Here is a 14479-nt window from a genome sequence, read left to right as displayed (position 1 = left end):
CTCCTCCTTTACACTTTAATTCAAATCTTTATTAAAGAATATTTCATCTTATTTAACAAGAAACCATATTTATATAACAACATAAAATACACTAAGTTATTTTATTGAACATATATCGTACTTTATCTATCCTACTATTTGGACGACGGGGCTGGCAAACAGGTTCACCGGTAGTAACATGGTACCCTTTTAACTCTGTTAAACAAACACTACGTCCATTTGTAAAGAAAGTTAAATCACTACGATATTCTTGAATACATCGAGCAGGGATTTCTCCACTAAGAATGACCTCATTATTTTTCAATTGAGTGTCTACGATGTTCGCACAATATTTAGGAGCATCGTTGTATGCTCGTGAAAGATATTCCTGTGGCGCATAAATTTTAAAACTAAGATATGGCTCTAACAATTCTGTTCCAGCTTTTTTTAAGACTTGTTCCAATACAATAGGAGCAAGCATTCGAAAATCTGCTGGGGTACTAACAGGGCTATAGTATAAGCCATACTTAAAACAGATTTTACAGTCCGTCACATTCCAACCATACAATCCTTGTTCACAGCCATAGCGTATCCCCTCCATAACTGCATTTTGAAACGATTGATTTAAGTATCCAAGAGAAACCGAGCTCTCATACTGTACTCCGCTCCCTAATGGAAGCGGTGCTACAGATAGACCAATGGAAGCCCAGAAAGGATTCGGTGGAACTTCGATGTGAATGGTATACTCTGCTTTTTTTAACGGTCTTTCCATATAAATGACTGTAGGCTCTTTTAGTTCTATCTCCACATGATACTTTTCTTGCAACAGTGCACTAATCACTTCCATTTGTACTTTCCCTAAGAAAGAAAGTATAATTTCATGTGTCGTAGAATCCACGTAATATCGTAGAAGCGGATCACTATCTGAGATTTCCAAAAGGGCATCAAGCAACATTTCTCTCTGTTCAGGTTTACTCGGTTCAACAGTTGTTTGTAGTAGAGGGTGCGGATTTTCAATCTTTTTTCTCTGTGGCAATAGTTTTGTATCTCCAAGAACACTATTTAACTTCAAAAACTCATTTTGCAAAATAACAATTTCTCCAGAATAAGCTCTATCAATCTTACATAATTCACCATTTATTGAAGTATACATTTCTGTAACTTTTATTTTTTCTTTTTCTGATACTCTAACCGAATCTCGTAAATGTAGTACTCCACTATAAAGGCGTATATATGCAAGACGTTGTCTTTTTTTTGTATATTCAATTTTGAAAACATTTCCGCAAAGTTCAGACGGACCTCGATGTGTTGATGAATAAAATTTATTCGTAATCACTTCTATAAGGTTATCAATCCCTATATTGTTTTTTGCACTTCCGTGATAAACAGGGAACAGGGAACAATTATGAAATCTTATGCTTTCCTCTTGTTCGAGTTCCAATGCTTCTAATGATTTACCGGACATATATTTCTCTAAAAGGTCATCGTTTCCCTCTATTACCGTATCCCATTGTTCAGATTCGGTAAAGTTCGTCACACACATATTAGGATACAGTTCTACCTTCTGTTTGATTACAATTTCGGCAGAAAGTTTCTCTTTAATATCCTGATAAACCGTTGATAAATCAATTCCATTTTGGTCAATCTTATTGATAAAAAAGATTGTGGGAATCCCCATTTTCCTAAGTGCATGAAATAATATACGAGTTTGTGCTTGTACGCCATCTTTTGCAGAAATCAGTAGAATTGCCCCATCTAAAACTGATAATGAACGATATACTTCTGCTAAGAAATCCATATGTCCTGGCGTGTCTATGATGTTCACCTTCGTATTTTCCCACTGAAAAGAGGTTATTCCTGTCTGAATTGTAATTCCTCTCTGACGTTCTAAAAGCGTATTATCCGTCCTCGTTGTACCTTTGTCCACGCTTCCTAATTCTGTAATCGCTCCACTGTTATATAATAAGCTTTCTGTTAAGGTAGTTTTTCCTGCATCAACATGAGCTAAAACTCCAATATTAATAATTTTCATGTGATTTTCCTCCATTCAAAAACCCAAAAGGGCATAAAAATCCCAGTGATAAATACTTTTATCACTGGGATTTTTATGCATAACCATAGGTATACAAAGCATACAGATATTCTCTGGATACTTTAGAATCACATGATAAAGGTATTCTTAAACTGGGTACAAAAAACTAAGCCCTCCTAAAAAAGGACATCTAATTATTTGTTCCCGCTATCAAATTGACAGTTTATTTAAGAATACCTTGCCGCATATTTATTAACTCCTTTTAAATAGTCACTTAAATAATAGCACGTAAGAGCATATTTGTAAAGGAATCTCCAATTTTTTATCAAAAAGAGTACATGATTACAAAGTATCTGTAATCATGTACCAATATTTGTTATTTTACAATCTTCCAATTACTCCCGTTCTTTTCAAGTACCAAATCAAATTGAGATACCTGCGTTGCTTTGGTCTGCTGGTCGATATACTCCACTGTCAGCGATACCGTGACTTGATTATCCTTACGATTGTGAATAGGATTTACCAGTTCTTGAAAGATGTACTCTTTTCCGATTGGTTTTAATATCCCGTCATTCACATAGTAGGAAAGTTCACTGGCTGTCGCTGTAGGATAGAGCTTGAAGAACGTCGTTAAAAACTCATTGATTTCATTGGTTGTAATGGAATCAACCGTCCCCTCACTTTCAATGGCTTTTGGTTTATAACTTGATTTCTTAGGTATGTTGGTAATGGTCGGATTCTTAACCAGTACCATATTTCCAGAACCATCTACATAGACACTCACTATATAAGCAGAGTGGACGGTCTTTGTATTTTCTCCCTCTGTAATGAGCTGGTCTACACTGTAGGTTACATTAAACTCATTGTCGCCAGTTGGCTCTACCGTCCATATCTGAAATCCTCTTACAGAAGACGATACAGGAATATCTTTGCGTACTGTATCAACATTGAGAGCTTGAAGTTCATCTGTCAGATAGCCTTTTAGACTTTCCATTCGATTATCAATGGACTTATCGGATTGCTCCCATGAATAGTAGACTTTCGCAAAGTTCTCTACAAAATTTTCTACATGATGAGTATCAACGTATTCCTTTTCTATGATAGTTGTTTCGTGAATAGTATGAGTATCTATAGCTGTAAAGTGCTTGAATATCGCAAAGCTGAAACTAAGCCCTAAAAGTACCCACAAGGCAATCACAACCTTTTTATGAGGATTGACCTTATAGACACGAGGTTTCTTTTCCTTTGGTATCTGTTTTTCTTTATTCTGATTTTTTCTAAATTTCATCATTAAATCTTCCTTTCTCATTGTTTGATTCGTCCTGCTCCCACTAAATGCTGTTGCCAGTAGGGGCTTGTTAAGTCGGCATAACCGATTGGGTCGCCTGCATGAAACATACGGTTATTGCCAAGGTATATCCCAACATGAGTAATATAAGAGCCAGCGTTATAGGTAGAATGAAAGAAAACCAAATCGCCAGCTTGTGCTTCCGATAGTGGGATATGCTGGGTCACATCATATTGCTGTTGTGCGGTTCGTGGTAAGTTAATTCCAGCTTTTCCATACGTCCATTGTGTCAGTCCGCTACAATCAAAAGAAGTAGTCGGGGAAGCTCCACCGTAAACGTATCGCCAGCCCTCATATTTCAGTGCTTCGTCCATGATGGCTTGTACCGTATCATCATCAAACTCTGTTGTGACAAGATACTGCGTTACCAGTTGCACATAAAACATATTGCCATAGTTGTATCGCCAGCCCCCATTGATAGGTATGGCTATGGGATTGGGGTAAGACACTTTTTCGCCACCTGAATACTCTTTTGAGAAACTTTGAGCCAGTTCAAAGGTATATTTATTTCCACGATTAGCCACATACCCTAAGAAACCACCACCATAATTGTAGGACTGGATAACCGATTCTAAATCTACACTGAGCCTTTCGCTACTGGCTAATAATTCACTGAAATACTTCACACCTTGCTTAATGGATTCTTCTGTACTCAATGAATTAGGTGGAAGACCGAGGGATTCCGAGGACTGCATAACATCTTCCGCAGTACCGCCCGATTCCACCTGTATAATCGCAAGAAGTATGTTGACATATTCTTCAACGCCATATTCTTTGGCATATTTTTCTACCATAGGCTTATGAGCCAGCACTTCTGCGGAAACATTCACACCTCCATAATGAATATTGGAAATTCCGCTGTCCTGTTCATCTGAAAATAAAATGGCAACAAACAGAAGCAGTGAGAAGACCATCAAGAATAATCCAGAACCACCAATCACTAAAGTTTTCAACTTCATGGTTTCTTACCGACTTTCTTAATGGTGGCGGTTTTGATTGGTGGTCTACTTCTTGTATTTTGTAGTGGTACTCTTTGAACAGTAGACGGACGTTCTTTTGTGATTGGACGTTGTGAAGTTCTATCTGCTGTAGTGGTTGAAGTTGCTGGCTTTTGAACGGTTTTTTCTTGAACGGTATTGCCTTGGCGTTCCACTTTTGGACTTGAAAAATCGGACTTAACTGCTGGACGCTCTTGTTTGGCTTGTTGAGATTCCTTATATGAAGTCTGAATATTAGACTGTTTTGAGGTCTGTTCATCATGATATTGTTCTTGTCTTGTAGTCGGTCTTTCATGAACAGAAGAAGCAGGCTGTTTTTTCTGTTTGACCTGTTCCATTTCAGAGCGACGCTTCGCAATGGTTTTTCGCCTTTGTTCCTGCTGTTCCTTGCGTCCACTGGCTCTGTCCGCTTTGGTTTGAGAAATACTACTGGTTAAATCACGGACATTCTCTTTTACTTTGGATTTTCCTTGATATACTGCATATCTTGCATTGGTCGGCAAATCTTTAACCTGTTCTTTCAAACCACTAGCAGTGTCTACCATTCTGTCTTTGGTATCAGCTACTGTACCGATGGTTTGACCGATACGTTTTCCAAGTGTTGATTTTTCCTTTCCGTCTGGTCGGGAGTGATCTGCTTGTGTCCTTGCAGAACTCCCCGAACCCGACTGTCCTTTTTTACCTGTAACAATGGCAGACCCAGCCCCTAGAGTAGTCATGGAACGTCCAAGTTTCCGCTGTAGACGGTGCATGTGAGCGTGCATAAGCATACGAGGTTTTCTCATCACACGACTTCCCACACTTTGAGAATCGTTACTCTGTAGAGAAAACATACTCATTAAATCGCCCAGCTTGAAGTAGATTCCTGCAAAGGTCACAATCTGTAGAAAAGCAATCAAAAAGAACGGATAACCAGCCGATAAGGTATAGAGCATGGTTGAAATACTAAATGCTGTCGTAATAATCAATGTGATTCCAGCTCGTGTCAAAATGGTATTAAAGAGCTTTGTTATGGCTCGTTTTGACATACCATCAAATGATGGAATCATACTTAAAATAAAGCTCACAGGCAGAAACATAGCATAGATGATAAAAAGTACCTGCGAGAAAATCATGATTCCTGTTAATAGGAATACAAATATGGAAATCCCAATATTGAAGACAAATAGGAAGAAGACTGTACCTAAACGGTTAATGGTCTTTGTAATGGTTAGATTGGTATTGCTTCTGTCTTCAATTTCTTCCGCAACAATTTTTTCTCTGTCTTCGCCATTGTTGGAATCTGGGCTGGTGGAGAGCAGGCTTTCCACACGGTCAATACCGATACTTTCAATGTCTGAACTGTTGTATTGAAGCAGTAGCCACGGTTGCTGAACCTGTATGGAAAACAGGCTATCTCTGATTAAGTCCACGCTGTCCTTGCCTTGACTATCGGAATGGGGCATGACAATCTTCGTGCCAAGTGATAAACTGGCATTACTGATGTCTGATGAAAAGTCATTGATTTTTTTAATGTAGTCGGGAGCGTAGGCAATAAAGGAAGCCGATAGGATAAACACCAGCACAAAATTCATAATGGCATGAATTGCCTTTGTGGTTTCTCTCTTTATCAGTCCCGTATAGGCAACATAAACCCCAAGAACCAAAATCAAGAGTAAGAGGAATCCAACATAGAAACCCTCTGTTGAAAATCCGTTTGCACTCACACCAGCTAAGGTCTGCATATTCTTACCAATGGAATCTGCTGTAGCGGAAATGAAGTCTAAGGAATAGGCTTCCTGTACTAAGTAACCTGTCGCATTGGAAACATACAAACTGATTGTCCAAATAAAATTGGTAATGGCATATAGTCCATACATGACCTGTTTTCCAATCCCGTCCGACCAGTTCCACGGAAGCCAGCCCCAGCTATTATCCACATAAAAATCCAGTTGATAGTTTTCAAGTGGGTATCGGCTGTATTCATTTGCCACATTGACCGTATCATCTACCAAGCCCGCAGCTTGAACCACCGTTCCCAGCATGGCTAAAAGAAAAATGGCAATCACAAGTGTGAAAGCCACTGTCATTGCCACTTTACCTAGACGTTTCAGCGTCCAGTTTGATTTTATTCTGTTTACTATTGATGGTTTCACATTTACACCTCTTTTCGCACAGGTGGTCTGGTATCAAAGGCATGGAGCAGTTCTTCAAATACAGGGTGGAACTGTATCACACCGACACGACCATATAAATCACTGATAAGGCATTGCCCGTTTTCCAAATCACGCAATCGCTTCTGATTGTTTTCGTCCTCTGGGTCTACACCAAAAAAGGCTAAGGTCTTTTTAATCTCGTTAAGGTCAGTGGAACGAAATGCAAATTTTAAGCCGAGGTTATTTTTCAGTTTTTCATCTAAGAGGTCGTCTGTATTTTGGGTCACGAAATATACCCCAGCGTTCATAGCACGACCAGCCCGAACCAGCTTCATAGATAGTGTTTTTCCTTGTGCTACCTGTAAAAAGCTCCATGCTTCGTCTAAATCTACAATCTTGAAAATGCTTCGGTCTGTATGGATAAAGTCTAAAGCAAAGGTACTAATGACAATCAGCATAGCAACGGATAAAAGCTCCATAGTGGTATATTCCTCAAAGGAAGTTTCCTTGTCGGGAAGTACCAAGTCCGCAACCTGTATAATGTTCAGTTGTTTTTCTAAGCTGATAGACTGCTCCACATAACCATTACTGAATAATAAATGTGCAAAGTCATAGTCTGTAAAACTTTCGATATGGTCGGCTATACTGGTACTTAGTGGCGTATTCTCAACCCGTAATTCCTCAATCACTTTCATCAACCCTCGTACTTCACTATTGGTTACTGCACGAATGGCTTTTCTAAGGATTGGGAAGCGTTCCCCATCACGAGAGGAAATCCCCGTAAGGAATGTCAGAATATCAATAGCCAGTGATTCAGAATCTTTGGGATTTTTCATAATCACATAAGGGTCAAGTAAGCCTTTGTTTTTCTCATCAGAAGTCAGAGTGACGATATTGATTTCATGGGAAATCTCTGGCAAGGTTTCTTTCCATCTGCCACGTTCTGCTTTTGGGTCTACAATCACTGCTTGTGCCCCATAAAGCACCGCATAATAGACGATAAGGTTATTCGCAAAGGATTTACCACCACCCAGCGAACCAACAAAAGCCGACGCTAACGCATTGGTTACTGAACCCTTAACCCCTTGACTGGCAAGAGCAGGTTTCAGATAGACATTGCGTCCAGTATCTAAGCTGTAGCCAACATAAATCCCCTCATTTTCCCCCAGCATTTGAGTAGCACCAAAACCTAAACCAGCGAGGAAATCAGAGGTCACGTATTGAATATAATCATTCATATAACGCTTGCTGGCAGGTAAAAATTCTTCATGTAAGCCGAGCATATCCCCAAATGGTCGTACCAGTTTTACGCTTAAATCGTCATAAAAATCTTTCACTTCATTACAACGACGTTTGAGTTCGTCAAGATCATTTGCTGATACCCTTACCACATAAGACAGCTTGTACATAGATTCCTTGCTTTGGTCTAAATTGGTTTCCAGCTCATTCACACTTTCCAGAGCTTCCGCCACATTGGAGCTGGTTTCATTATCACTTTGCCAAGCGTGGTTATCCAAGTCTTTCAGTTCTTTCTTTTTATTGCGGACAGTAGATAGGGCTTTACGATTCGCTACAATTTCCACATTCATTGACGTATCAATCGGGAATGTAAATTGCTGTTGCTGGTAGTAGAAGATTTCAGAGGACGGGAAGTCCAGTTCTCCGACAATGCTGTTAATGGTAAAGTAAGCTACATAGACGGTTTCATCTTCCTGCTGGATTTTCAAATATCGCTGTTTTTCTTCCACCAAACAGCGAGTAGGCTTAATCAAGTCATAGTATTTAATCAGCGTTTCATTATCCAGCTTTTTCTTTGATAGATGGTACTCATACTCTTCATAGGCAGTGCCTGTCTGTCCGTAAAGGTGTTCAATCAGATAGCCGAAGTCGTCCTTATCTAACCTGCGGATTTTGAAACGACGAGAGATTTTATTTTCTAAGAGCTTTTCCATCTTCTGAAAACGCAGGATTTCATCATTACTCATACTAACAAAATCGCCCATCAGCTTATGGTTCACATCATAGACAAAATCAGACAAAGCATTTTTTGCTTCAACGGTAAGACTTTTCATAGAAAACTCCTGATCGTTGAGAAGCAACTTAAAGCCGATAAAGAAACGGTAGTTCACTTGATTTTCGCCAATCATGGATATTAAAGCGTCTGTCTGTTGGTCGATTTTGTCATAGGCAACCGCTTTGAGCTTGCCAGTGACTTCATTTTTGGAACGCTCTTGTGCAGAACGTATGCTGGATTCTGTACTGATTTGTAAAGCATGAATTTTGCCATCACGATTTTGTGCGATAAGCTGTCTGAAAGAATCATGCACTTGTATTTTCTGTTCTGGACTTAGAAATGAGTAATTGTAAGGAACAAGCTCATAGTAAGCATAACATTCCCCGTCTTTATTCCAGACGAGATTGTTTTCAATGTATTTAATTGGATATGCCATAAAATTCACTCCTAACTGCTGTAATGGCTTCTTGTGGCTGGTTTCTGCCAAGCGTTACTTTTTTTCCTGCATAGGTCAGCTTTGGTCGCAGTGCATAAGCAATGACAGACTTCAAAAATCCATAAGGCTTTTTACCATCAAAAGTTTTTGTAGACATAAACCATGTGAAAGCCACAGGAATCCCAAAGTATTTGAGAAATGCTCCCTCTATCATGGAAAGAGGGGGCAAGTTGCCAAGTATCATCACTGCAAAGAGTGACACGACAAACCATGTCATTTGCGTAAAGGTTATGGGAAACGGAAGTCTAAAATCATTGATAGAATACAGTACCTTTTCCACAGACCAGATACTGGTATAGCTTCGTATTTTCTTCATGTAATCAATCCTTTCATAAAAAATAGGGGTAGCTGATTGAGCCACCCCGTAAAATAGAAAATCTGCCAGTAGTAATGTACCGACAGATTTAATAGACGATTTCAAAAATCCCATGATTGGTTGAGATAAACGTTCCTGAAAGGTCTAAATCCCGACCATAGGCTTGATAATCAATATAGTTTTGAAGACTAGCTGGTACTTCGCCTAAAGCACCCGTTTCTTCAATGTAGTAGCGTGCCACGTCATACATATCATCACAATCGGAATGAATGATAATATCCTCTTGATGTTCGCTTAGTTCTTCAATGCTTGAAAAATGAGTGAGCAGAGCAGATAGCTCCGATTGTAATTCTTCGGGTAATTCCGATACCATTTCCCATAGTCGATTGAGTTCGCCAATGGAAGTGTATTCGTCAACCGTAAAGGGTAACTCGTAGTCATGAATGGCGTATTCCTCATATTCATCATTCAAGCCGATTTTCTCTTTGACTTCCTCAAAGTCAATGGGAAAGGTAAACCACGCACCGACCAATTCGCCCTCATTGTATTTGCCTAAATTCGCAATATAGACTTGCATATCGTCCATATATTCACGTCCTTTCTTTGTAGAGATTCAAAAATCCCTACCGCACTTCGTTTGGTGTACCATTCCTTTGCGGAACATAAGAAAACCACTTATATTCCACAAAAGAACGGTTTTATTTAAGCACCAATAATGCGATTGAATAGCTCTAGTAAAATGTCTTTTACTCCAGCAGCGTTGAAGACTAAGCCAACCGCAATAATCGCAATAATTAAAAAGCCAATCAGTTTGCTAAACTCACGCTTGAAGCCAAGATACAAGCCAATCACAACGATTGCTAAAAGCACCAGTGATTGAGCGTTTGATAGAAACCAGTTATAAAGGTTTTGTCCAAAATTCATAAAAATGTTCTCCTCTCTATATTCAATGAATTTGTATTTGAGTTATTTTTTTGTTGTTATCACGTCCTGTTCTTTTACTGACTGTTGCTTCAAAATCTGCTTGTGTCGGTCTGTCAGTTTCGCATGGTCGAGAATGTCTTTTACAACCTGCGTCTGGTTGATTTCATCAAGTTTAATCGCAACCTTTAAGGTCGGGGCAACTTGATGAGATAGCCAGTTCAGCGTCCTTTGGAAGGAGTAAGGCTCTGGTTTTGTGGTTAGTTTTAATCGTTCACGATTGTTCCCAATAAACCAAGCCCATTCTTCATTCAGTTTCCAATCAGAACGAGGTTTGGAATCGTCTTTATCTACAAAACGGATATACCGATTGATAATTTTAAAGGCGGTATGCTCTGGATTGTCATAGACGAGTAAATCACGGACTGCATAATAGGCACGCTCATTTTTCAATCGAATCTCAAAACGGTTTTTTACTTCTGCGTCTTCAATGGGAATATCATTTTTCTTGTACTGCTCGTAGTCCTTTTCATAGATACAGAAATAAACTTCACTTTGTAATGAACCGATATAGAGGGTGTTTCCCATACATTCCTTTTCCTCTTTGCGTACCAGTTCGCCACTGCGATAGCTTTTAAAACTGCGGAAGACGGAGATACATTCTTCCTGTTGGCACTTTTCAGTGAGTACAGGGATATTCAAAATCCCTGTCTTATCGTTAATGGCAAGGTCAAGGCGTTTCATCACACCGCCAGCCACCAAAACGTCCATAAAGAACTCATACCAGCTTCTTTGTTGTGCCAGAAGATAGCTTTCAAATTGTCTGCACCCACGACCTTTCAATTCCACCAGAACTCCTTTGTCCAGTTCATGGGAGCAAAGGACGAATATGTCGCCTAAAGCATAATGCTCTGAATAAGAATAGAAACCATAGTCCTCATGAAGAAAATAGGACAGTTTCAGTTGTAAGATGTTTTCGACCACCTGCTGTACGTCTGTTGTCGGAAAGCGAATCCTTACATAATCAAACAGCATTTCAAGGGGAGCGTCGGGATTGAAGCGTTCCAGAGCTTCCCAAAGGGACTGCTGTAAATCCTCTGATGGCTTGACTTTTCCTGTTTCAATATCGCTTAGATACTGCCTTGTAATACCAGTCGCAACAGCTAAACGGTTTTGAGATAGTCCATAAGCCAAGCGTTTTTCTTTTAAATGCTGTAACCAAGTTTGTTCATTCAGTAAAAATCCCTCCAATCAAAAAGGCGTATGTCAACTTTTAAAGCCCATTTGACATACGCTGAAATTTTGTAAATCCCTTGTAACCAAAGGATTTTCTAATGTTTTTTTGACTGTTTCCTGTCGATTTGTACCCCCCTGTTAGATACGGGGGGTTAAGTGCTGGCGTGGCTATTGCCACACCAGCCAGCAAGATCAGTCCACACCTGCGACTTCCGCTTCGCACGTCGCCTGCGTGGACTGTCTGCTGTTGGATAACTTTTTAATTTCCTCCAAGAAATCATATCCTTTTGGTACAAGGGGAGTATAAAACTCTGATATGACACTTGTTCCTACATCAACATAGCCACGACCTTTGATTCGCTTTAAGAAGAAATCCTTTTGTACGTCACTGCCAAACATCATGCCATAGCCCATTTCAGACATACGACCTAAAGCCACTCTGAAATTAAACTGATCACGGATTCCGTCGCCTAAATATTTTGCGTCTGGACGTTGACAAGCCAGTATTAGAAAGAAGCCAGCTTGACGACCTAACATGACAATCTGTTTCAGCTTATTCATAACTGCGGTGTTTTCTTTTGTTCCCAGCATTTCCATGAAAGCGACGTATTCATCAAAGATTAAGAAGTGTGCCGGGAGACCTAAGTAAGCATAATTTTTGCCAGTCTTATAGTTCTTCATCTGCTTCATTTCCTCACTACGTTTCATCATTTCTTCATAGAATGTTTCAATGCAAGAAAGCAAGTCTTCTTTTCTATAGTAGACATTTGCCATCACAGAACCTAAGTCCGCAAGGTCAGCATTTTTCGGGTCAAGAATATACAGTTTTGAATCTGTATGAAGCAAGGCTTCAATCAGTGTCAGTATAAAGTAAGTTTTACCGCCACCTGTACCACCAGCAATCAACATATGAGGGAGCTTATCATATTCCCACCATACGTTTTTCATTAAGCGAAGTTTACCATCTTTAGCTTCTACTTCATCAATAGAAATACGACTGGCTATGGTGTCATAGAGCAAAGTATATTCCACATAGGAATCCTTTAACTCTTTATCCGTCAGCTCACAGTACAAGCCACTCTCTAATTTCTTTTCCAAGTGTAAGAGTTGGTCTTGATATTTTCCCAGCGTGATTTCCACCCGTATCTGTATCAAGCCATTTTTAAGTCGATAATACATTTTAGGGAAGTAGGTTATCTTTTCCTTTGTACGACCAGCACTATCTTTAAAGAAACCCTCTGTTTTGACCTGTTCAGATTCATACCACTTGTTTTCAAGTATCATCTTTGCCAGTTTTTGACGGTGGTAAAGTTGTTTAACCGTATCATAGCGAACCCGTTTGAATACAAACGCTACCAGCAAGCAGATAAGAATTGCGACACTGAAACTGATAATTAAATAGGGAATGTCAATCTTATCTGCTTGTGATAGGTTAAAATCCTGCCAGTTGATCTGCTGGATTGTCTTCACATGAAACAGTCCGACAACCAGCAGGAAAACAGGCAGGAGTGACGCTATCGTAAAATGAAAGACTAAATCTTTACCAGATGGGCGAATCCTTTTACCACGCTGTTTCATGCGAAAAAGTCTCCTTTCTACCTAGCGACTATTTGTCTTGTGTCGGTTCTTTCTTTGCTTGTGGTTGAGCTTTGAATGAACTAGAATCCTTTGTCAGCACAATATCGTCTGCCTTGATATACCAGTCAACATCTGCTCCTTGATAGGTGGCAGTAGCAACGGTGTCCGCAATGGGATTGATAAGTTCCACCCGTGCGTTATAATCAAACTCTTTCAAAGGCACGCTGGCAGGAATACTTACTTGAATCATGCGTCCTTGTCCTTTGGATTTTAAGTCATAGGTACGTTCCTTGATTTCATCTGAAACCGACCCGTCTTCATTTTGGATTCTCACTTCACGACGTAGAGCAGAGAATTTCAATTCTCCAAAAGTCGTGTCTTTATCTAATACAATGCCATTTGCTAATCTCATCATTTTTCCTCTCTTTCTTTATTCTTTTATCATGTCGTCAGCATGTAAAAGGTAATTTGTAAAACCACGAGTGCCGATTTTGTAGCCCTCTGCGGTAATACGTGGATTGACTAACTTCACACGTTCCTCAAAGCCGAAATGTTTTTCGCCAGCTTCAGCAGGAAGCACCACCACAATATCATCTGCTCTTTGAACATCAGAATAGAGATTATAGCTTCTTGATAAGACAGTTAGCCGTCCGTTGATTCTTCGCTGAACGACTTTATCCTCGCCAGCAAATTCTAAATTGCCGAATGTTTTTTCCATGTTGGGAATCACAAATTTAAGTTCCATATTTTTACCTATCCTTTCTTTTTTATTGGCTGAATGAATGTTTGATGGTCTTAAAGAGTGGGGAACGACCTTTTGATTCTTGATTTTTTGTTTTCATAAGTTCACTTCCTTTCAAAATCGGGTAAAAAAATAGACACCTCATTTTTTGAAGTGTCTACCTATTAAATATTCAAATTTTATTGGAAGTATCTTTATATCTTCACTTTTCAAGGATAAATCGTCGTATCAAAGCTCATTCATAAGTAGTAAATTAGTAGTAAATTGAGTGGTTTTGACCTTGATAAAGTGTGATAAGTCCAGTTTTTATGCGGATAACTAGATTTTTATGCTATTTTTATCATTAAAATAATCATATTAGTAAAGAAAATTATAATTATATTTGTTATCAAAGCATCGTATTCAACTTTATTTATTAACATATTAAAAACATACTTAAACAACAAAATATTTATAATGGCTTGAACACTTTTTAAAACGGCATTTGCTATAATCAATGGAATTTGACTAGGTGTACATTCTTTTATTATTTTAACCACTTTTATGTTATAAACTATGCTTTTTTTCTTTTTCATTTCCACACCACAATTATTTAATTACTTCTTAAAATCAAAACTACCAGCTTAGCTGGTAGTTTGTGCAGCGCCTATAAGGCGCGAATACCGGCACGCCCCTATTGGGGCT

14 protein-coding genes are annotated in these 14479 nt (G+C 39.1%); all 14 read right to left on the bottom strand.

Translation table 11 applies throughout. The features are described from left to right. Positions 1-91 precede the first annotated feature (91 nt). Positions 92-2011: a tetracycline resistance ribosomal protection protein Tet(M) gene (tet(M), locus tag AC1EJ5_RS01190; RefSeq protein ID WP_019117172.1), complete on the bottom strand. Its 1920-nt coding sequence runs from the start codon at positions 2009-2011 to the stop codon at positions 92-94. 15 nt (positions 2012-2026) lie between these two features. Further along, entirely contained in the window at positions 2027-2113 is an 87-nt protein-coding gene (locus tag AC1EJ5_RS01185) for a tetracycline resistance determinant leader peptide (protein WP_011058339.1), read from the bottom strand. A gap of 274 nt (positions 2114-2387) precedes the next feature. Next, positions 2388-3302: a conjugal transfer protein gene (locus tag AC1EJ5_RS01180; RefSeq protein WP_000975333.1), complete on the bottom strand. Its 915-nt coding sequence runs from the start codon at positions 3300-3302 to the stop codon at positions 2388-2390. Between the two features lie 14 nt (positions 3303-3316). Beyond that, on the bottom strand, positions 3317-4312 hold the full coding sequence (locus tag AC1EJ5_RS01175) for a bifunctional lytic transglycosylase/C40 family peptidase (RefSeq protein ID WP_001842741.1): 996 nt from the start codon (positions 4310-4312) through the stop codon (positions 3317-3319). 2 nt (positions 4313-4314) lie between these two features. Beyond that, the gene (locus AC1EJ5_RS01170) at positions 4315-6492 is read right to left on the bottom strand and encodes a CD3337/EF1877 family mobilome membrane protein (RefSeq protein WP_000804748.1); all 2178 of its coding nucleotides are present in this window, start codon (positions 6490-6492) and stop codon (positions 4315-4317) included. Between the two features lie 2 nt (positions 6493-6494). Further along, on the bottom strand, positions 6495-8942 hold the full coding sequence (tcpF, locus tag AC1EJ5_RS01165) for a conjugal transfer ATPase TcpF (protein WP_000331160.1): 2448 nt from the start codon (positions 8940-8942) through the stop codon (positions 6495-6497). Further along, the gene (locus tag AC1EJ5_RS01160) at positions 8926-9318 is read right to left on the bottom strand and encodes a conjugal transfer protein (RefSeq protein ID WP_000723888.1); all 393 of its coding nucleotides are present in this window, start codon (positions 9316-9318) and stop codon (positions 8926-8928) included. The genes tcpF and AC1EJ5_RS01160 overlap by 17 nt, the downstream gene beginning before the upstream one ends. 88 nt (positions 9319-9406) lie before the next feature. Then, the gene (locus AC1EJ5_RS01155) at positions 9407-9904 is read right to left on the bottom strand and encodes an antirestriction protein ArdA (RefSeq protein WP_000342539.1); all 498 of its coding nucleotides are present in this window, start codon (positions 9902-9904) and stop codon (positions 9407-9409) included. 116 nt (positions 9905-10020) lie between these two features. Then, positions 10021-10242, bottom strand: a complete 222-nt coding sequence (locus tag AC1EJ5_RS01150; protein WP_001009056.1) for a hypothetical protein — start codon at positions 10240-10242, stop codon at positions 10021-10023. A 42-nt stretch (positions 10243-10284) separates the two neighbouring features. Next, complete coding sequence (gene mobT / locus AC1EJ5_RS01145; RefSeq protein WP_000398284.1) at positions 10285-11490, bottom strand: MobT family relaxase; 1206 nt, start codon at positions 11488-11490, stop codon at positions 10285-10287. Positions 11491-11667: 177 nt separating this feature from the next. After that, positions 11668-13053, bottom strand: a complete 1386-nt coding sequence (locus AC1EJ5_RS01140; protein ID WP_000813488.1) for an FtsK/SpoIIIE domain-containing protein — start codon at positions 13051-13053, stop codon at positions 11668-11670. 28 nt (positions 13054-13081) lie between these two features. Further along, complete coding sequence (locus tag AC1EJ5_RS01135) at positions 13082-13468, bottom strand: YdcP family protein (protein ID WP_000985015.1); 387 nt, start codon at positions 13466-13468, stop codon at positions 13082-13084. A 15-nt stretch (positions 13469-13483) separates the two neighbouring features. Continuing rightward, on the bottom strand, positions 13484-13798 hold the full coding sequence (locus tag AC1EJ5_RS01130; RefSeq protein WP_000420682.1) for a YdcP family protein: 315 nt from the start codon (positions 13796-13798) through the stop codon (positions 13484-13486). A 323-nt stretch (positions 13799-14121) separates the two neighbouring features. After that, entirely contained in the window at positions 14122-14370 is a 249-nt protein-coding gene (locus AC1EJ5_RS01125; protein WP_009346075.1) for a hypothetical protein, read from the bottom strand. Between the last annotated feature and the right edge of the window lie 109 nt (positions 14371-14479).

It is taken from the genome of Anaerococcus sp. C0059F3 (assembly GCF_056590475.1).
This window is presented reverse-complemented; position numbering and strand designations above follow the sequence as displayed.

What these genes read in the sequence shown, in the direction of transcription:
- AC1EJ5_RS01185 (WP_011058339.1), bottom strand. Translation starts at nt 2,113, where the DNA reads ATGCTTTGTATACCTATGGTTATGCATAAAAATCCCAGTGATAAAAGT.
- AC1EJ5_RS01180 (WP_000975333.1), bottom strand. Translation starts at nt 3,302, where the DNA reads ATGATGAAATTTAGAAAAAATCAGAATAAAGAAAAACAGATACCAAAG.
- tcpF (WP_000331160.1), bottom strand. Translation starts at nt 8,942, where the DNA reads ATGGCATATCCAATTAAATACATTGAAAACAATCTCGTCTGGAATAAA.
- AC1EJ5_RS01160 (WP_000723888.1), bottom strand. Translation starts at nt 9,318, where the DNA reads ATGAAGAAAATACGAAGCTATACCAGTATCTGGTCTGTGGAAAAGGTA.
- AC1EJ5_RS01155 (WP_000342539.1), bottom strand. Translation starts at nt 9,904, where the DNA reads ATGGACGATATGCAAGTCTATATTGCGAATTTAGGCAAATACAATGAG.
- AC1EJ5_RS01150 (WP_001009056.1), bottom strand. Translation starts at nt 10,242, where the DNA reads ATGAATTTTGGACAAAACCTTTATAACTGGTTTCTATCAAACGCTCAA.
- AC1EJ5_RS01140 (WP_000813488.1), bottom strand. Translation starts at nt 13,053, where the DNA reads ATGAAACAGCGTGGTAAAAGGATTCGCCCATCTGGTAAAGATTTAGTC.
- AC1EJ5_RS01135 (WP_000985015.1), bottom strand. Translation starts at nt 13,468, where the DNA reads ATGATGAGATTAGCAAATGGCATTGTATTAGATAAAGACACGACTTTT.
- AC1EJ5_RS01130 (WP_000420682.1), bottom strand. Translation starts at nt 13,798, where the DNA reads ATGGAACTTAAATTTGTGATTCCCAACATGGAAAAAACATTCGGCAAT.
- AC1EJ5_RS01125 (WP_009346075.1), bottom strand. Translation starts at nt 14,370, where the DNA reads ATGAAAAAGAAAAAAAGCATAGTTTATAACATAAAAGTGGTTAAAATA.